Source organism: Ochrobactrum sp. A-1, from assembly GCF_022488005.1.
GTDB lineage: Bacteria > Pseudomonadota > Alphaproteobacteria > Rhizobiales > Rhizobiaceae > Brucella.
Window position 1 is genome coordinate 1 of the sequence record NZ_JAKVQC010000009.1, and the last position, 18,455, is coordinate 18,455.

Genomic DNA, 18,455 nt, shown 5'->3' on the forward strand with positions numbered 1-18,455 from the left:
AAAAATGTGCTACATTTTTTTCTGACCAATCGCGAAACACGTCCGTGATTGTCGATTGCTGCGCTGAATTGGAGCTAACAACGCCTATGAATGAAGCAATTTCAGAGGATATAAGGGTCGCAAAACCCAAGCCGCAAACCATTCATAGCCGTGTTTCGGCGGACGAATATGACGCGATCGACGCAGCCGCAAAGGCGGCCGACATGACGATGAGCGCATTTTTCAAGGCCGTTTTGCTGCAAGGCGCCGGGATAAAACCGATCTTCAACGACGAAGACAGGGCGCTTTTGTCTCTCCTGCTTGAGGATATGCGCATGATTGGCATCAATCTCAATCAGGTCGCTCGAGCGCTGAATAGCGGCAAATCGGTTTCAGATGGCGAAATCTGCATGGTGGTGGGTGACGTACAAAAGATGCAGGTTGCGGTTCTCAGTGAACTGAGACGCGTTACCAAGCGGTCAGGGTATAGGAACCGCAGCAAGGACTAGCGACCATGGAATTTTTTCTCGGGGCTTTTGAGAGTGAGTGGGAGCATCGCCGAGCGGCGTTGCTGCATGAGCTTTCACTTGGTTCGAGTGCTGCAGGAAGCGCCGAGGAAGAAATGCGCCGGAGGTTGCGCGAATTACAGATCGCAGGCGGTGGCGCAGCAGCAAGCGGTGTCTCAGTGCCCAAAACGCGGGCGCGAACATCAAGAGCGCTGGCGAGCGTTCATAGTGCGGCAAACAAGCCGATTGCCGCCCCCAGACCGATGGAAACACGTTTGGCCGCAGTCGCAGCGGGTAGTCAACCGGCGGTGGTGAAAATGGCGTCGTACGGTGGCGGTGCGCGGTTCGGTGCGATGGTCAATTACGTTTCGCGAAGCGGGGAAATACGCGTCGAAAAGGAAAACGGTGAGCGCCTTCAGGGTCGCGAGGAACTTGCCCAGTTGCGTGGAGATTGGGAACCATTGTTTCAAAATCGTGCCGAGAGCAGGGATATTGGAACGTTCCGGGTGACGATCGAAGCTGTCGGTTTCGCAACAGAAGAAGCTTTGCACCAACTCGTGCGGGATAGTCTGGCAAGCGCATTCGGTCATCGCAGCTTTGCTTATGCTGTTTCGCAGCCATCGCATGGCGTTTTAGACGTTGACGGGGTGTTGGTGTTGCGCAGCATGGAAGGGGAGCGGTTGACCGGCGACACGAAGGCGGCGGACATTATTCAGAGGCGTTACAACGAAAGCGCAGCGTCCGAGCTCGAGAGGGCGCGGTTCCGTTTTACCGGGTATGGAAATGGCGTTGAATATGGCGCCGCCAAGCTGAGAAGTCTGGTCGAGGATCATAAGGGCGACGTTCGTGATCATAAGGGGCGCGTTGTCTCAGATGCGCGTTCCGCCGGCGACCTGGTGCAAAAGCAGTGGCGTCGGGAATTGCATAGCCGTAAGGGCAGGGATGTGATGCATCTCATCATGTCTGCCAAAGCTGGCACCAATGTTCAGGCTTTCGAATGCGCTGTTCGGGATTTTCTGGCCGCGCAGTTCGAAGGGCATCGCTACATATTTGCGATGCATGATCCGTTCAGCGACCCGAAGGAGATGGGGCAGGGCGGAAAGCGACCGCATATACATGCTCATGCCATTATCGCTATGCGTTCGGATGCCGGTGATCGGGTGGAAACCTCGCCACAGGTTTTTCGTCAGTGGCGCGAGCTTATGGCCGAAAAGGCGCGCGAACACGGTATCGCAATGGAAATGACCGACAGGCGCGAGTTCGCAAATGCTCCAGCCTACACGCGCAATCAGGTTCGGCCGGTTAGTCGGGATGGAAGAACGCAACATGAAGGGACAAGCGAGGCGGCTCAGTCGCGCTATGACGCAAAGCGCTCAGGTCGGCGTAGCATGGCTCGAAGCATCCGAAGCCGTGAATATACCATAAAGGTAACACAGGGATGGGAGAAAGTAGCAATGGCGAGCGGCGATCGTCAGATTGCGGCGTATGCCATGCAACAAAGAGATATAGTTATATCAACCAGTTCGCTTCAATCTGAAGCTAAAACTTCTAACATCGTTCATGCAGATTTCGGGTCACATTACCGCATCAATTTGGTAAAGTTGCAAAACATCATATTGGAGGGTGACAAAGTGCGCGAAATGTCGAGAAGCGATTTTGAGGCATATGAGAAAGAAGTTGAAACAGCTTTGTTCCGGCTTGGCCGCAATCTCGGACCGGAGGAGAAAGCCGATCTGGATCAGGTAGCGCAGTATACGCGCGAGCATGTCAATCTAATGCGCGAGCATATGGAATTGACGGAACAGCGTGGATTGAGCGTCGAAACCCCATCGCGTGAAAGCGAGCAGGATAGCTCGTCGATGCAGATTGCTCGGGAACCCGATTCCGAAATTGCAAAGCCAGCGCATGTTGTCGCGGAAGCAGAGCCGGGTCGGCCATCTGCAGATTTTGCCAACGAACCTCGTTCGAGCATGGATGACGAGGAGAAAGCGGCGGCAGCATCTTATCAGGCCGAAATGGATCGTTCATTCCCGAGTGAAATCACGAGCCGATATTATATTCGTGAGGATCACGGGGGGACGCAGCGAGTCTTTGCCGATTCAAAGGGTGAGCGCGAAGTGTTCCAGGACAATGGAGAGAAGCTGCGCGCAAAATCGTTCGATGCTCAGGGCGTTCGATTGATGATCGAAACAGCAGCGCATCGAGGCTGGACGAGCATCGAGATAACGGGGAGCAAGGAGTTCCGCCGTGAAACTTGGCTGGAGGGCCAGGCGCACGGAATTTCGGTCAAGGGCTATCAGCCGACTGAACTGGATTGGCAAGATTTGGCTCGCCGGGAGCAGTCCTATTTGCGTAATGAAATTGTTCCGATCGAGGGAAGGGCACTTGATGCGGTTCACCGGGATCAGGAGCAATCTGCAGGTTCGGATCAGTCGAGCAAGGTCGATAAAGAGCAACAGAATGCAGATAATTCCGGAACGCCGCACATCAAAACCGTCGACTATAAGGAGGGTGTTCAGGGTATCCTCGTCGAGACAGGCGAGAAACCCTATCAGGATAATGAAAAGAACGAGCCTTCGCCGTTCGTCGTTATTGAAACCGCCAATGGCAATCGCACGGTCTGGGGTGTCGGATTACCCGATGCGTTGCATCGCGCCGGCGCTGATATCGGCGATGAAATTCATTTGCGGTCCACTGGTACGGAACGCGTCATGAAAACCGTCATACAGGAGATCGACGGACAGAAGCATCGCGTCGATCAAATGGTTGATCGCCGGGCATGGGAAGCGAACTTGCTTGAAGAACGGGATCGGACCGACGAGAAAGTTGAAGGTTCCAAACAACTCGATAATCGGGCGAATATGGAAACAAAGGCCGTCGTTCGGGACGGAGAGACTGCCCGTACAGATCCTCCTCAACAACAGGTTCCACGATTGCAGGAACTAGAGCAAGAACAAAAGAAGGAACGCGACGAACACGAGCGTTAGATGACGATGCGACACGATTACATCTATAATTCACCTCCCGATCCGAAGGCCGACGATGCTTTTGCAAAATTCTTTGCGGTTCTGTTCTGGCTCGTCCTGGGACTGGTTGCGATCGTGTACATCGCGACTATCATTCGGGACTGGTTCAACGCGGCCGTCGCATGGGCAACGGATGTGATCGCTTACATTGCGAGCTTTTTGCCGTTTTGAAGGCAATATATATTAAATATCTGTCGGGCGCTTTTGCTGCTCGGAAAGTTTGAAGTGGGATTGAGATTTAAACGGGTATGGGGTCAGTTACAGGAGCAAACTACATTATGGGGCGGGAATAAACGGGCTAAGTCGAATCCGATGCCCGAGTGTAAAACTCAATGTCTTTAATATATCTAATGCATAAATGACGACCCTATAGCTGGCCGCTGTAGGCGGTGGACTGTGGAGCTCCCCTAGCGTTCCTGACGTGGCCTCAACTCGATCGTTAAAGGGTCGATCTCTTTCATAGTCAGGAGGGCATTCACCCGCCGCGCCGCGTCGCCAGCGCGAAACCACTTTGATGCGGCGGCTATATTGAAACGCGGGCGCCGACGGCCCTCCTGAGGCTTAGATGCTTCTGTCACAACCTTAACGATCTCATCGATCCGGTAGAGTCCGCCTGCGACAGGAAGAGGCATTTTTCGTTGCTGGAGCGCCTGCCGCTGCACTTCAAGCTTCTCAGCGACGTCAGCCAGGCTTACCAGGTCAGGTCGAACCTCGTGAAGGGTCGTGCCTTCGGGAAGCGCTTTGATCAGCGCCCGTGCTGCATTAAGAATTACGTTCTCAGCGTCATCGCCTTCCGCTTCTAACTCGACACCGAGCAAGCCGGGTGTACCAGTGCCCACCAGGGCGTCTTCGAAGCCAGCTTCGAAGATGGCATCGGACAACACAAATGGATCGTGTTCCCCGTCAGGGAGCGCGAAAACTAATTCGAATTCGAATTCCTCAGCCATCGACATTTCCTTCGTCATTTTTCTTTAGTTGCACGCAAGCAAGGGCTTTCTGGCGGAGCTTCTTAGCATGTTGCTGAGGGTTTTTGGGTGTCGACCAGACCGACATCTGGCAAAACTCGCCACAGCGACAATCCTGATCATTGGCAGGGCAACGCAGGATACCCCAACAATGCCCTTTTCCCTCGATCAGGTTCCACCCGAGCTTTTCGAGCTCCTGGAGGACGCCTTCTATTTCCTTCGACGTGTGCCTCTTTCTAGGCAAAATATATACTCCGCCATATTAAATTGTCAATTGACAAGTTAGAATGCCGCATACTCTTAACCATAAGAATGAGTATGATGCCATGTCATCCTTCCTCGCGTGTGACTTGGTAAGTTATAGTGGTACACAATTACAAGCGAGAAGTTCAAAGGTCAGATCGCTGTCGCATATCGACGTAGGTTCTAGACGGTCACGGAAAACGCATGGACCGGCCAAAGTCGAGCGACATTCTCTAATTCTGCAATTTCACCACGTTTCGAATGAGTGCTTTCGGCCCTCTAGAGGTCGTTACGAAGGGCTCCGTTCCCACCCGCAACTCGCCGTTCATTCTGGATGAGATGCACGACGGAGTCGGGGCCGAGAACGGCCTGTCTGATTCTGGCGATCGTCAGGCGGTAAGGTGACGTTCTCCGTCCGACCAAATCGCTTGATCGATGAAATGGTTGGGATGATGCTAAACTTCGGCGACTACTTGGCGAGCCACTCAGCATATGCCCGAATGTCAATCATGGGTACGGTACCGCTAAACTGCAGCTGCGCGATCAATTCGAACAGGAATGCCGTCGCCGGCCGGTTCTCCGGCTGAATTTCGTATTCGCCGGGTGTTGGCTGATAGACGAAATTGCCGTGTGCAGCGACGCAACCCATATTGAGCCGCCGGTTTCCCGCGCCTTTATACAAGGCTGCCTGAAGAGGTTCGCCGAGCGGAGGTTTCCAATCGGACTCGAAGGTCAGCAGCCCGCCGATGATGGGCACCGGTGGCTTTGGCGGATACACTCCGCCTGCGTGCGGGATCGGCAGGCTGGTACGATGCAACTTGCGGACCGATTCGACCTTTGTTTGAGCATATTCGACCTGATCCGCATTGATCGATTGCTTCGCTTCGAAGACAGCATAAACCGCCTCTGCTGGAACGATCTTGCTTCCCTCAAATAGGAAGATGAAAGGCGAGTACTGGCGGTCAAAAATAACAATGTCGATCTGCTGGCTGAAGTGATCTGTGCTATCGACGACGAAAGCCGTCTCGGCTTGATACCGCTTCGGTAGATAGTTTTGGAGCATCGTCAGCCAGGCTGTCTCACTAGCGTCACCCTTAGCAACGGGGTGCCCCATCAGATTTCGCGCTTTGTTTAAGCGTTCCTGCATGTCGGTATGTAGACCTTCGAGAAGACGGGGCAATGACCATTCTGTCATGACGTTGCTCCATCTTGAAAAGGTGGTGTCTCGACCATGTGCATTGCGATCTCGATGGCGCGGGCTGGTGCGATTGCGTGTCGCGGATAGGCGTCGAGAACAATCGTCGGCAACAGACGCTGCATGATGTCCGAGAAGGTAAAGCCGTGGGGGCTGTCCTTCCTTGGTCCGGTCGCCTGCACCAATTTGCCGATATCCGAAGCGGAGAAGCCTATCTCCGACAGGGCATGACTGAGCAGCGCCTGACGCTGCTCAGGGTTTGGGCGCGCGAAAGACAGGATATCCGCGGCGCGGCGCTTAATCGCCGGATCGAGCGCACTGAGGCGATTAGTGCACATGATGACGGCGGCGGGGAGCGCAGCGTTTGCGATCCGATCGATACCACGAATGAACGCATTTACGCCGGCGCGATCTTCATGGTGCATCTGGGCGTTCTCGCGCGACTGCGCGAGCGCATCGGCTTCGTCGACCAGCAAGATGACACCTCCACGCGCCCGCCCATTTGCGCCCTTCAGCTTAGTTGCCTCAGAAATCGTGTAGTCGAAGGCGGTCGTCACCAGCTGCGTCATTTCACCCACGCGCCCCTGCCCTCGCGCCGACAAGCTGAGTGGCAACAGCGATATCTCGATATCCTCCTGTCTCGCGACAGCATCACCAACCGTCTCGGCGAGTTCGGTCTTCCCCGAGCCGACGTCACCGGCAAGCACGACGAGCGGCGGCCTCCGCAAGACGGAGGTCAGCAGCGTCTTCATCTGCGGATGATTCTTTTTCGCCCATGTCTCAAGGCTGGTAGGGTTGACCAGCAAACCCAGTACCTTCGTTATCCGAGAGATCTGATCGTCGAGACCGACCAACCGAGCCAGTCGATCGCGTGCGGCAAAATCCGGGTAGCTGATGCGGCGCTCGAAAACGCTTTCGGTCGGTTTCATCGCGTTCATGTCAGGACCTCACAGTAGACCGGTTCAGCGCGCGGCCACCGGCTGAGTACATTTGGTCGCTACTGAAATAGCCCGATACGCCGGGCTCCGGCGCGTCACCGCGCGTGAAGGGCAGCGTCTTGCCGAGCGTATCACGCTCAGCTTGGGTCAGCGCGTAATAGGCGGGAGTATAGGTCATATACGAATAGAAGCTCGCCCCGACTACACTCGCGCCAGGCTTGATCTTTCCGGGATCATCATCGCTATGGCCTGTGCCGGACAATTCCTGCGCAGTGTAGCGCAGGGTCGGTTCGATCCACTGCTCGTTACGCCGGAAACCGTAGGTGACAGTTTCGACGTATTTGCCTTTCAGCATCGCGATCAATTCGCGCTCATAATTGCCGATCCGTTCGTCGGTCGGGTGATTGTAGAAGCGCTGCACGCGCTTCAAATCGGTCGCGACCTTGGCAGCGATATGCTGCGCGTGGGTAACGGTAAAGATGGTGGTGTCGGTGTAGGTAAAGCTCTGAGTCATTAGATCATACCTGAAAAGCTGTGCCGAAGACTTTTTGCCAGTAGTAGACCGTCTCGCCCTTGGTCGGCGCTGCCAGCGCCGCATCAATGGCGTCGCCCGCGTCCAGTGCGGCCTCGACGATCATCTCGATATTCTTCACCGTGTAGAGGCGGCTGACATTGTTCTGCGCGTTAACGGGGTCGATGATTTTCATCGGCTCAGAAAATGTGCCGACGGTATATGCAGGATAGTAGTCAGAAAATAGGATCTGTTCGCGGAAGTTGCTGGTCGCAATGTAGGTGAAAAATTGCTGCAGTGCCTCTGGGTAGTTTGAGAAATCCGCACCTTTATCCTGCAGGTGGGCGAGGATTAACTCGACCATAAAGGACTTGAAGCGGAAGCCGTCGCGCTCGCGCTTCATAACGCGAGTCCAGAATTTGACGAGCCGCACCACCTGGGCAAAATGTGTTTGTTGGGCTGCCTTCCGTTTGCGTGCAAATTCCAGATGCAGTGGGATGCTCGTTTTCAGGAAGCTGCCATCTTCCTGACTAACGAGATTCCCATACCATCGCAGGTCGCCGTCGTAGAGGATCGGTACGACATCGACGTCGAGGCCTGAGCCGCGAAACGAAACTGTCACACTGTAGGTCTGTGGCTGAACCTGATCGGGACTGAAATTCGGAAACGCCTTACGCAGGCGTTCGGCGAGATATTGAAGCAGCGCCTGCACATCCTGCGGCGCGTTGGCGCCACTGATATAGCAGGCCACGTCAATGTCGTTTAGTGACCGCAGGGCGGTTCCTTTGGCAAGACTGCCGGAAAGCAGCATTTTCCGTAGCGTGAAATCCGGGTGTTCTTGTAAGTAGCCTTCCAGCTTTTCGCGTAGTCGGCGCGCTTGGGCGCGATACTCGTCCGCCTGCTCTTTCGGTAGATTCACCTTCTCGGCAGCGAAGCGGACCAGGTCGGCGTGATCGACGTGGAGCAGGCTCATTTGTCAGTTTTCCTTTCCATGTCGAGTTCGCCATGTTATATATGTCGAGATATAAGCGATCAATAAAAGATCGTCAAGTACAACATGCCGGAGTCGACATGGCCGATGCACAGCCGCCCTCAGTGATATTTCAACAGCGATTGCGCCGTGCGCGCGAAATCCGCGGCTGGAGCCAGAGTGACCTCGCCACCGAAGCCGGCATGCCGCCCAGTTCGATCGCGCATTTCGAGACGGGCACGCGCAAGCCGTCCTTCGATACGCTGCGCAGGCTGGCGAACGCGCTCGATATGACCACTGATTTTCTGCTCGGCCGCGTTGAGGAGCCCGGCCTTGCAGAAGCCGGCGATCCGCTTTTCCGGGATGTCGGTAAGCTAAGTGCAAACGATCGCGAGATCGCGCGCGATTTCCTGAAAGTGCTTGCCGATCGCAACGCTAAAAAGGGGAATAGCGGTGGGTAAATTCCGCCTTTTGTTGGCAAAGCAGGGTGCGGAACAGTTTCTGACCGACGAAGGAATCGACACGTTGCCGGTCGACCCATTCGCCATTGCCGAGAGCCGCGACATCATTGTTCAGGGGAAGCCGCCAGAAGTTGAAGGCGTGTCCGGCATGCTGCACCGCTACGGCAACACCTTTGGCATCATGTATGCCACCAGTATCGCGTCGCCAGGCTTTCAGCGCTTTTCCGTCAGCCACGAGCTGGGCCACTACTTTTTGCCCGGACATATCGATCATGTCTTGCCGGTCGATGGCGTGCATGTCTCGCGAGCAGGATTCGTCACGGAGAATTCCTACGAGCTGGAAGCCGACCATTTCGCAGCCGGCCTGTTGATGCCGCGGAAACCATTTAAGAAGGCGCTTGCCGATCGCGTTCCAGACCTTTCTGTTATCAGAGAGATGGCCGAGCTGTGTGACACGTCCCTCACAGCCACTGCAATTCGCGTCGCAGAGTTGAGTGATGCCGCCGTGGCAGTGATCCTGAGTACGGGGACCACAGTTGACTATTGCTTCCGATCTGACGCGATGAAATCGCTGCCTAAGCTCGACTGGGTGCATAAGGATTCACCTGTGCCGGTTGGAACACCCACTTCACGTCTCGCGGCCGATGTCGGTCGCGTTCGTGCGGGTGGGGTGATCGAAGATGAGATCGATATCCGCGATTGGTTTGGTGGCACGCAGAAGGCTTTTGTTTCTGCCGAATCCATCGGTCTGGGTAATTATGGAAAGGTGCTCACCATTCTCAGTTCGCCGCATATCGGCCGGGAAGACGAGCCTTCTGACGAACAGGAAGAAGCGGATCTGATCGACAGCTGGAAGCCTAAGTTTCGTCGGTAGGGAAGTCGACGAATGTAGGAGCTGGAAACAGTTTCTCATTGCGTGCGGAGCGGCGGGTACGCAGATCTTGTGCAGTTAAACGTACACACCGACCTCCCTCGTCGGCACACCTAAGCAAGAACCCGAATTCGGCGAGCACAAGCGCAAAGTGCAACAAATCGACTTGAGAACGCAAGCCGACAAGCACCGAGAAGGTCGGCAACGTCTACTTTCGAACTAGGATAAGGTTTGCGTAAACGGCTGCAATGAAGGCGCAAAGCTGCCGGAATTCGGCGACCTATTGAGTGGCAGCTTTTTCAATTTGGCCGGTCAGAAGCGTCGAGGCAAGTTATACCCAATTGTGCTGCTGAGCTCGGCGCGATTGCTGAGTCTCACTCAACACCTCTTTCGAGTGCCGCAGTTATTTTCACAATGTGACATTGGTTATCAGCCCAATATCTTCCGGGTCTGGCACAGTAGCATTGAATATGTCTAGATAACTTTTCCGCTTTCGAGGCGATGCGCCCGAGGCTTCGACTTTTTCGTTCACAGCCTTCAATAATCGTTCTGCGCTCGGTTTAAGCTGCGCTTCGACTTCTTCAATCCGATCATGGATGTCAGTGGGAGGAGCTGCCGACTTCGTGTCACTCCCTGTTGAAGCTAATTTGACGTTCAGATTGACCGTCCTGCTATTTGTTTTTTTCCTGTCATCAGCGTTAGGAATTGACGGAGAATTGTTTGGGCCCGATTTATGCAGAGGTTCCTCATGCTTTTCAGGACGGGCGGGCAGGGGGCTAATTGTCTGCTCAACGGCCTGTTGCCCATCACTCGCGTATTCGCTCGTCAGTGCTGGAACTGCCCTATGAGGTAGATATTCAATCGTCGGCACATCAGGAACATGCGATTGCGAATAAGCTTCAGCGGCCTTGAAGGGCATGGTGTTGAAAAATCGCAGCTTGTCGCCATAGATCGGTCGTTGTCCTTCAACGAGCAAGATCATCTTGTTTTCTGGCATTTGCCGCACCTCTTGGGCCATCATTAGATCGCGTTCGCGGATTTGCTCAACTTTTGTTCGCCGAGGTAAACCCAGAATCTCGATCGTGCGGGATTCCGACTTGTAGCGGATAGTTCTTTTTCCAAGTGCACGCGATGCATATTCCGCTGTGGCCTGATCGTTGGCACCTAGCACAAGTTGATAACCACAGTTGCCGAGAAGGGAGTGTCGCGAAGTTTCCCCATAAATCTCGTCTAGATTTTTGAGATCCTGAATAATGATAGCTAGCTTGATATTATAACCAGCAACATAGGGAAGCTTCGTCATAATCTCATCCATCTTTTTAAGCTGTCGAAATTCATCCAGCAAAAAATAAACGGGAAGGGAATTGGGATCGTGTTCGAGTGTCAGAATGTTCATGACCTGCTGCACGAACAAAGTGAGAAGTGGGCGCAGGATCGTTATATCGGTAATATTTGGTGCGAGATAAATCGAGATAGACCGCCGTTTCATGGCGCTAATATCCATGTCGGTTATTTCTGTCGCGGCTACAATACGTTCATTTCGGAAGGGTCTAAACGCGTTCTGGATATCCAGTAGCGCAGATGCTGCCGCCCGCTCTGACAAAGCAAGAAATGCGTTAAAGCTTTCGACCGTATATTTTGAAAGGTTAGGCTCTTTTTCCTTGATGAACTTGATCTGCGCCTGAAGATCAACACCACTGTTCACGAAGGAAACGACTTCGCCGAGGTTGCGCCGTCCGTGATAATAGGGGCTCTCCAGAACATAGCTGATAATCCCGGCTACGACTTGTTGTGCCAAGCCCTGCCAGACTGAATTTTCAGAGCCTAGATTCTCAGGCACGAGAATGCTGGCGATATTTTGTATATCCGTGGTGCGATTACCGCGCTCGGGGCGCACAAAATCGAGAGGGTTATATCGATTTGTCGTTTCAGAGCCGGGGGCGAAGAGGAAAACCTGGCTACCGTTCTTCTTGCGATACCCTGCTGTCGCTTTGAAAATTTCGCCCTTCAAGTCGGATACGATCATTGACCCTTCATGCATGAGAGCGTTTGGAATGACATAACCCGCTCCTTTTCCCGATCGTGTAGGGCCGATAATCAGATGATGGCGACTGTCGGCCGCTCGCAGCACATTTCGGCCGAACCGACCGAATATATGCCCTTTCTTGCGGAACCACTTGCCGCGACGAAGGCCCATGACGTCTTGAAAAGCTGCATCGCCCAAGGGGTTTTCGTAGCTTCTGAGACCAAGATAGCCCGCAAAGACCGCGGCTGCGATGGCAGGCAATAGGGCCCCGATGGCAATGCGCTGCAGAGTTGAGTTGGACGCATAGGCCCAGACTTGCTGAAGCGGAGCAAAAGGATTCTCGGTGATGGTAATATTCAAAATTCGGCTGTCTTGATAAATGACTCCGAGTACGACTCCGTAAGCCGAGGTCCAGACCAAGAATGCGATGCCAGCACAGAATATTAGATAAACCGCTTTGTATCCCTTGCTCATGGCTCCTCGTTTCGCGCAAAAAATATCTCCGATACGCCTCGTTTTCCGCCGTCTCGGCGCAACTGGATGACAATGGGGATGACCATTCGAATGTACGACATGAGGTCATGCTTCGAGTAGCCGCCCGATAGCCCGGCTTGTTGCATCATCATGGCGAGCTGTTCGTATGCTCCTTGCGGAGTATCGGCATGAACGGTCGACATAGAACCTGGATGACCGGTGTTGATGGCGCGAAGAAATGAAAACGCTTCAGCACCACGGATCTCGCCAACGAATAACCGGTCAGGACGCATACGAAGGGACGATTCAAGCAAGTGCTGAATTGTAACGTCAGCCGTGCCCTGTCCGCCTTTCGAGGCTACCAGATGAACGCGGTTCTCCTGGGGCGGTAACAGCTCGCGGGTGTCTTCCAGCGTGATAATTCGTTCCTTTGGATGGACAGATTTCAGGCAGGCATTCAGAAAGGTAGTCTTTCCCGATGATGTACCGCCGCTAATCAGGATCGAAACCCGTTGCGTAATGGCCGTGTTGAGAAAATCGAAAATTCTGTTTTGCTTCAGATGCTCGATCAGCAGTCGGTCAATATCACTAAGCCCACCAACAGCCACGGAAACCTTGTCCAGCGAACCGCTATCCCTGTATTCTTCCAAGCTGAAATTGCTAACGACCTGCTTGCGGATCGATATCGAGCCGCCATCCGGTGCAGCAGGTGGAAGAACCACCTGAATGCGCTCGCCAGTCGGAAGCGCTGCGCTCAGGATTGGCGCGGATTTACTGATAAACTGATCAGTCGCACCCGCAACGCGCTCACCGATATTCTGAATCTCCGCCGATGAAAGCGCATGAACCTCGCGGAACTCCATGTGATCGGCACCAAGTCGCTCGATATAGACGTGACCTGGTTTGTTGACGGCTATTTCCACGACCTTTGGATCGTTGAGAAATGGCCGCAGTGGCTCAAGTGCTCGATCTAAAAAGTAATATCTGCTTTGTGTGGCTGCTGCCGCACTATTTGCCCCTGCGTTCACGTTGAATTTCCTTCATCGCTTCTGTTACGGGATCGTCGTACATGGCCGAAAAATCGAGGTCCTGACGCACAAATATGAAAATGCGTTCGCCTTGATGGACGCTGATTGTCGGCTTGATGCGCAAGTTCTCGCTCAGTGCGGTATTTGCCATTTGGGAGAAAGTGTCGGCGATCGTCTCGCGGGCTAGTTCTTCACTCCGTTTCGCATCATCGTTGTTACGACCGAAGGCTTCACCGCTGCCGAAACCTGTCAGATAGCTTGCGCCGGCGCCGACCATGGACAACATGATGGAAGCCCCGAACCGTTCACGCCATTTTTTATCGACGATACCGGTCAGACCCGATCGGCCAAGGCTGTCAGTTCCCATGGAATTCAGTCGTACGCTTACACCATCATCCCTAAGCAAGCGGGTCCAGACTACGAAAACGCGGGTCTGGCCTGTCATGACGTCGCTTTGATATTCACCAATGAGGCGGGTGCCGGTCGGAATCAGAATGCGACGACCATCAAAACTGTAGACGTCTTCAGAGGTGATTGCGCGAACCTGGCCCGGCAGATCGCTTACGATCGATGTTTCGAGGATACCGGGTATCATCGTTCCTTCCGGCACAACTGCATCGATGCGCTTGATTTTCGTAGCCTTGGCATTACGGTCGGCCATTGCCGAGGCCGTCGCCAGAAACTTGCTGTTTCTGTCTTCGCCAGCAACAGTCGGTGTTCCTTCGCCACTATCGCCACCAAGTCCCCCATTTGCTCCGCCTGATCGCGCTTGATCCATCTGAATAAGTTTGGATTTGAACCGGTCTGGAAATTCTTCAACGATCTCCGGCGTGGGTGCCTGATCGGGTTCCTTCACCGCGACTGTCGGCGGGGGCGGGGGAGGGACATTAAATGTCGTGGTGTCGACTTTCTCCGGCTCCGGTGGCGGTGGAGGCGGCGGGATATTGATGATGTTGGGTTCGGGCGCAGCAGGAGGCTGATCCTGGTCGCGCACGAAAGACGGCGGTCTGAACGACGTGGTGCTGAACTCCTCGTCACCGCGCACGAGATCGCGCGGCTTCTGCGAAGGTTGTTTGAGAACAAAATAAGCCATAGCTACACCTGCAAGCAGAAATACCGCCATCGCAGCCGTCTGATTCCGCTTTGCATTCTTGTTGCTGACTCCGGCGTCATCTGCAGACGCCAGTGCTTCCAGTTCGGGAGACTGTTTCATCAGTTGCCGCTCCTTCTCCGCTTGGTTGCCACTTGATCAGGCGCAGGACCCATGATGTCGGGATCGGGTGCGCCAAAATCCAGCTTTCTAAGGTTGAAGATGCAGATCCACTGATCACCGTCGCGGAGGGTGTATTGAGTTGCCGTGCCATCCACGACCAGATATTCGCCTTCCTTGCGGAAGTTACGCAATGTTTCGGAAAAATCGCTGTTCACAGCAAGGCGTCACGACACGAAAGTGGCGAATCTGTCCGACTTTTAAGAACGTATCCGGAACTCAGGTTGGTTTGACCGTGGTTGTCGTTGCTTTTTCGGCCTTGAGAGCTTCGTAGAGGGCGGTTTTCCCTATTTTCACGCGGGCCGCGGCTTCCCGGACGTTCAAACCGGCCGCCAGATGCTGGCGGGCTTTGGCAAGTTTGTCCGGGGTTACGACGACTTGTCGGCCACCGCGTCGGCCGCGTTCCTCTGCGGCTTGCAGACCGGCACGTGTTCGTTCCCGGATCAGATCGCGCTCGAACTGTGCCAGCGCGCCGAACAGGTGGAAGACCAGGCGACCGCCGGATGTCGTGGTGTCGATGTTTTCGGTGATGGATCGGAAGCCGACGCCTTTGGCCTCCAGTTCGGTGATGATCTCGATGAGGTGCTTCATCGACCGGCCGAGGCGGTCGAGCTTCCAGACTGTGAGCGTGTCGCCGTCGCGAACGTAGCGGATCGCCTCAGCCAATCCGGGGCGGTCAGTCTTCACGCCGGATGCCTTATCCTCGAACAGCCTTTCACAACCTGCTTTGCGCAAAGCGTCGAGTTGCAGGGCGGTGTCCTGCTCGCCGGTGGAGACCCTTGCATAGCCGATAGAGGTCATGAGACGTGGTTTGTCCGTTTTTCCGTTGAATTCGGACATTGTCCGATTTGCCGTTTCATGACAAGGTTTGCGGACAAGAACTGTGGATGCCGCGAAACGTTCGTTTGTCGGACACGCATTTTCCGTTTCGCTGCACTCTCCGCGGCGAAACGGGAAGATCAGAGAATGGCGCGAAGAGCATTACTGAGCGAGGCATGGTGGCAACAGGCGACGATCATCCCGGATAACGAAAGGGAGATCGCCAAACATTACACGCTGGATCGATCGGATCTCGACCTGATCATGCGACAGAACAAGGCCTCGAACAGACTGGGCCTCGCCTGTGTTCTGGCCACGCTACGATACCCTGGCCGACCGCTTGCGGATGGCGAGGTCCTGCCGGCTGGCGTCTTACGATTTCTGGCGCGGCAGATCGGCGTCGATCACCATGAGATCGATCGTTATTTCGAGCGCCCACAGACGCGGCGCGAGCATCTGGCCCTGCTTTTCTACAGAATGCAGATGCGTCCGTTTGTGCCTTCGGACGTGCGGGCACTCACAGGCTGGCTGACACCTGCCGCGCAAACCCTGCGCCAGGCCGATGTATTGGCGGATATGGTCGTGGAAGAACTGCGACGCAGGAGAATTCTTTTGCCAGCGCGGCCAGCGCTCGAAGCCATCATTCATGTGGCAATCAGGCGCGGCATTCGTATTGCTCATCGGGCCTTGGCCGGCGGGATCTCAGAAGGCCAAAAGCTCGATCTGGACAAGCTTCTCGATCCGCGTGAGGGGACAAGCGTGACCATTCTTGCCTGGGCGAGAACGCCGGCATTGTCGCCAGCCGCCGTCAACCTCGACAGAATTGCCGAGCGCATTCGTTTTCTCCGGTCTCTGAACCTGCCGACGACGTTGATGGATCGAATTCCGGCCAAGGTCTTTGACGAATTTGCTGCAGAGGGGACGCGAATGAGCGCGCAGCATCTGCGCGACCTTAACACCGAACGCCGACATGCTGTCCTGGCTGCAACAGTGCTCCACCTTTCCCGCCATCTCACCGATTGCGCGATCGACATGTTCAAGAAACTCATGGGCATCCTGACGCGGCGAGCCAATAACCAGGCGGCTGCTCGCGTCACCCGATCCGTTCGGGAAGTGCAGACGCCGTTGAAGGACGTTTCAAAAGTCTGCCATGCGATCATCAAGGCCAGAGAGAAGGGTGAGGACATGGCCAAAGCGCTTGATCTGGTCATCCAATGGCCAGCTTTTGCAACCAGTGTCCAGGCGGTTGATACGCTGATCGCGCCGGATGTTATCGACGGTAAAATCGAAATGCTCCAGCGCTATCCGACGATCAGGAAACTGGCGCCACAGTTTCTCTCCACTCTCGTGTTCCGCGGTCACGCAGTGGCGGCGAACCTCTTGCGGGCGCTATCCGTGGTCGCGGGTCTATATCGTACGGGCAAAAGGACCATACCCGACAAGGCACCGATCTCCTTTGCGCCGAAGGGCTGGATGCCTCTCATACTCAAAGATGGAAAGATTGATCGCAGGGCTTATGAGCTTTGCCTTTTCAGCGAATTGAAGCGCCGGCTCGATGCGGGCGATATCTGGGTGGAAGGAGCCAAACGCTTCCAGTCTTTCGAAAGCTTTCTCATTCCCACGCCGACATTCGAGCTGATGCGTGAGGAAGGAGCGCTTCCAATCGCCGTTGATACCGATGTCGAGACTTATCTTCGCCAACAGCGCCAGCTGCTGAACGATGGACTGGCTGACCTCTCGCGTCTGGCCGCAGCCGGCGAGCTCGACGATGTAGAACTGACCGGGGCGGGGTTTAGCGTCACGCCGCACAAGGCTATGTTTCCGGATATCGCCAAGTCGCTGAAGCTAAAGGTGGAAAGCCGTCTGCCTGCGATCCGCATCACTGACCTTTTGCTCGAGGTTGACGCCCGAACGGAATTTTCGAACGCCTTTACCCATTTGCGCAGCGGTCGGACGGCCGACAACAAGCTTGCGCTCCTCACCGCCATCCTGGCGGACGGCATCAATCTCGGTCTCACGAGAATGGCGGACGTTTCCCCCGGCATTACGATGCGCCAACTCGCCTGGGCGCACGACTGGCATATTCGCGAGGAAGGTTACACGGCCGCGCACGCCATTCTCGTCAACGCCCAGAGGCAATTGCCTCTGGCAAGCTTGTGGGGCGATGGAACAACGTCATCCTCCGATGGCCAGTATTTTCCGGCGGGCGGACACGCCGAGGCGATCGGCGACCTCAACGGCCGCTATGGTCCCAACCCCGGCGCCAAATTCTACCGGTTCACCTCTGACCAGTACGGCGCTTTCTACATCATCGCCATGAATGCCAATGCGAGCGAAGCCATCTATGTCCTCGATGGACTGCTCTATCATGGCAGCGATCTCGCCATCGAAACCCACTATGTCGATACCGGCGGGGTAAGCGATATGAGCTTCGCCCTTTGCCATCTCGTTGGTTTCCAGATTGTGCCTCGGCTGCGCGGTCTCAAGGATCGCAAGCTCTATCTCTTCCCGGGCGACGCGCCTCCCGAAAACCTGGCGCCGCTCGTTGGCGAGCACATCAACGTCGAGCGGATCAAGGCAAACTGGAACGACATCCTGCGGCTGGTCACGACGATCCGTTCCGGGCAGGTTCGGCCTTCGACCCTGTTGGCAAAGCTGTCCGCATTCCCACGCCAGAACGGACTGGCGTTGGCGCTACGCGATCTCGGTCGCATCAATCGGTCCATCTTTCTGCCCCAGTGGTGGCAGAACCCCGAAATGCGCAGGAACGCGACGGCCGGCCTCAACAAGAGCGAATCCCAGAACACCTTGGCCCGCGCACTGTTCTTCAATCGCCTCGGAGAATTGCGCGACCGGACTTTCGAGAGCCAGTTCTACCGAGCATCTGGACTGAACCTGCTAATCAACGCCATCGTCTACTGGAACACACTCTATCTCGAACCGGCGTTCGCCGAGCTCAACCGCGAGGGCATTCCCACGCCGCTTGACATCATCAAACACATTACCCCACTCGGCTGGCAGCACATCAGTCTCACCGGCGATTACATCTGGACCCCAACAGACGGCGTTGATCTCAGGCCATTGCGGCGCGAAACATCTATCCTCGCAGCGTGATCACCATACGTTCTCAAAAGTCGGACAGATCCAACACTTTCGTGTCGTGACGCCCTATC

Annotated in this window: 15 protein-coding genes and 1 pseudogene; 6 read left to right on the plus strand and 10 right to left on the minus strand. The window is 55.0% G+C overall.

Annotated elements, in window-relative coordinates; all coding sequences use genetic code 11:
* Positions 1-86: 86 nt before the first annotated feature.
* From MKS82_RS27320 to MKS82_RS27330, 3 genes are read left to right on the plus strand one after another with little or no spacing between them, the layout of a single operon-like run.
* A complete protein-coding gene (locus tag MKS82_RS27320; protein ID WP_181394333.1) occupies positions 87-488 on the plus strand; it encodes a plasmid mobilization protein in 402 nt (133 codons plus the stop codon).
* 5 nt (positions 489-493) lie between these two features.
* Complete coding sequence (locus MKS82_RS27325; RefSeq protein ID WP_240578219.1) at positions 494-3,472, plus strand: LPD7 domain-containing protein; 2,979 nt, start codon at positions 494-496, stop codon at positions 3,470-3,472.
* Positions 3,473-3,682 carry a hypothetical protein gene (locus tag MKS82_RS27330; RefSeq protein WP_240578218.1) on the plus strand — a complete coding sequence of 70 codons (210 nt, stop codon included), beginning with the start codon at positions 3,473-3,475 and terminating at the stop codon, positions 3,680-3,682.
* 236 nt (positions 3,683-3,918) lie between these two features.
* Here the strand turns inward: MKS82_RS27330 and MKS82_RS27335 are convergent, their stop codons facing one another.
* The 5 genes from MKS82_RS27335 to MKS82_RS27355 form a co-directional block, all read right to left on the minus strand.
* The gene (locus tag MKS82_RS27335) at positions 3,919-4,458 is read right to left on the minus strand and encodes a hypothetical protein (RefSeq protein WP_240578217.1); all 540 of its coding nucleotides are present in this window, start codon (positions 4,456-4,458) and stop codon (positions 3,919-3,921) included.
* A gap of 730 nt (positions 4,459-5,188) precedes the next feature.
* Positions 5,189-5,914, minus strand: a complete 726-nt coding sequence (locus MKS82_RS27340; RefSeq protein WP_140905777.1) for a DUF6602 domain-containing protein — start codon at positions 5,912-5,914, stop codon at positions 5,189-5,191.
* Complete coding sequence (locus MKS82_RS27345) at positions 5,911-6,852, minus strand: AAA family ATPase (protein ID WP_140905778.1); 942 nt, start codon at positions 6,850-6,852, stop codon at positions 5,911-5,913. The genes MKS82_RS27340 and MKS82_RS27345 overlap by 4 nt, the downstream gene beginning before the upstream one ends.
* A gap of 1 nt (position 6,853) precedes the next feature.
* A complete protein-coding gene (locus MKS82_RS27350) occupies positions 6,854-7,366 on the minus strand; it encodes an HORMA-1 domain-containing protein (RefSeq protein ID WP_140905779.1) in 513 nt (170 codons plus the stop codon).
* Between the two features lie 4 nt (positions 7,367-7,370).
* On the minus strand, positions 7,371-8,336 hold the full coding sequence (locus tag MKS82_RS27355) for a CBASS oligonucleotide cyclase (RefSeq protein ID WP_140905780.1): 966 nt from the start codon (positions 8,334-8,336) through the stop codon (positions 7,371-7,373).
* A gap of 98 nt (positions 8,337-8,434) precedes the next feature.
* On the opposite strand from MKS82_RS27355, the gene MKS82_RS27360 reads away from it, so the two are divergent.
* Both MKS82_RS27360 and MKS82_RS27365 read left to right on the plus strand, forming a co-directional pair.
* A complete protein-coding gene (locus MKS82_RS27360) occupies positions 8,435-8,794 on the plus strand; it encodes a helix-turn-helix domain-containing protein (protein ID WP_240578216.1) in 360 nt (119 codons plus the stop codon).
* Positions 8,787-9,668 carry an ImmA/IrrE family metallo-endopeptidase gene (locus tag MKS82_RS27365; protein ID WP_240578215.1) on the plus strand — a complete coding sequence of 294 codons (882 nt, stop codon included), beginning with the start codon at positions 8,787-8,789 and terminating at the stop codon, positions 9,666-9,668. The genes MKS82_RS27360 and MKS82_RS27365 overlap by 8 nt, the downstream gene beginning before the upstream one ends.
* Before the next feature lie 406 nt (positions 9,669-10,074).
* Here MKS82_RS27365 and MKS82_RS27370 read toward each other — a convergent pair whose 3' ends face one another.
* From MKS82_RS27370 to MKS82_RS27390, 5 genes and pseudogenes are all read right to left on the minus strand, one after another.
* Positions 10,075-12,165, minus strand: coding sequence for a type IV secretory system conjugative DNA transfer family protein (locus MKS82_RS27370; RefSeq protein WP_240578214.1), 2,091 nt, complete (start codon positions 12,163-12,165; stop codon positions 10,075-10,077).
* Complete coding sequence (gene virB11, locus MKS82_RS27375; RefSeq protein ID WP_240578213.1) at positions 12,162-13,193, minus strand: P-type DNA transfer ATPase VirB11; 1,032 nt, start codon at positions 13,191-13,193, stop codon at positions 12,162-12,164. Before virB11 ends, MKS82_RS27370 begins: the two co-directional genes overlap by 4 nt.
* A complete protein-coding gene (gene virB10 / locus MKS82_RS27380) occupies positions 13,174-14,406 on the minus strand; it encodes a type IV secretion system protein VirB10 (RefSeq protein WP_240578212.1) in 1,233 nt (410 codons plus the stop codon). The genes virB11 and virB10 overlap by 20 nt, the downstream gene beginning before the upstream one ends.
* A pseudogene (locus MKS82_RS27385) lies at positions 14,406-14,624 on the minus strand (conjugal transfer protein TrbG); the annotation flags it as partial. The gene virB10 and the pseudogene MKS82_RS27385, both read right to left, overlap by 1 nt.
* A 58-nt stretch (positions 14,625-14,682) precedes the next feature.
* Positions 14,683-15,264: a recombinase family protein gene (locus MKS82_RS27390; protein ID WP_109614887.1), complete on the minus strand. Its 582-nt coding sequence runs from the start codon at positions 15,262-15,264 to the stop codon at positions 14,683-14,685.
* 165 nt (positions 15,265-15,429) lie between these two features.
* On the opposite strand from MKS82_RS27390, the gene MKS82_RS27395 reads away from it, so the two are divergent.
* On the plus strand, positions 15,430-18,396 hold the full coding sequence (locus MKS82_RS27395; RefSeq protein WP_109614870.1) for a Tn3 family transposase: 2,967 nt from the start codon (positions 15,430-15,432) through the stop codon (positions 18,394-18,396).
* Positions 18,397-18,455: the final 59 nt, after the last annotated feature.